General features: G+C 65.4%; 1 protein-coding gene and 1 pseudogene. Both read left to right on the top strand.

Annotation, left to right across the window (positions count from 1 at the left end; genetic code table 11):
* Positions 1-470: class II aldolase/adducin family protein (locus tag IMZ11_RS42865; protein WP_228649339.1), on the top strand; the 470-nt coding region annotated here is incomplete at its 5' end.
* A gap of 14 nt (positions 471-484) precedes the next feature.
* Positions 485-784 (top strand): annotated as a pseudogene (locus tag IMZ11_RS42870) (hypothetical protein); the annotation flags it as partial.

Genomic DNA, 784 nt, shown 5'->3' on the forward strand with positions numbered 1-784 from the left:
ACACCGAGCTGCACCGCGTTCGCGACGACGCCCGAGTCGTCATCCACAACCATCCCTACTACGTCAGCCTGATCGCGGCGCTCGGCAAGCTGCCCGAGCTGGTGCACCAGACCGGGTCGCTGTTCCTCGACGACATGTGCTTCGTCGAAACTTATGACGGGGAAGTCGATTCGGCACCGCGGGCGCGTGAGCTCGCCGCGCGGATCGGCACGGCCAATCTCACCATCCTGGCCAACCACGGGGTCATCACCACGGGAGGCACCGTGGCCGAGGCCGTGTATCGGGCGGCGTCGATCGACCGGGTCTGCAAACTGGCCTACCAGGTCATGCTGACCGGCCGCGCGCCCACTGCGATGAACCGCTCCGACATGTACGGCATGAGGGCTTCGCTCATCGAGCGCGCCGCCGACGTGTACTGGGCCGGCGCGGCCCGCATGACCATCAAGGCAGACCCAGAAGTTCTGACCTAGAAGGAGTTTCGGCCATGAAATCCATCGATGAACTCGCGGGCAATCTCGACTTCACCACCGCTCAGAAGGGTGCCGAACGTACTGTCACGTTCTTGCCGGAACCACAGCGGGCCGAACGCCTCTACACCGTCATCTCGGTCGACGATCACATCGTCGAGCCACCGGACACGTTCGCCGGCCGGGTGCCCCACAAGTTCGCCGACCGCGCCCCGAAGGTGGTCGACACCGAGGACGGCGGGCAGACCTGGATGTATGACGGGCAGTCGCTGCCCAACGTCGGTTTCAACGCCGTGGTCGGTCGCCCGGTCTCCGAG

Source organism: Microtetraspora sp. AC03309, from assembly GCF_020826795.1.
GTDB lineage: Bacteria > Actinomycetota > Actinomycetes > Streptosporangiales > Streptosporangiaceae > Microtetraspora > Microtetraspora glauca.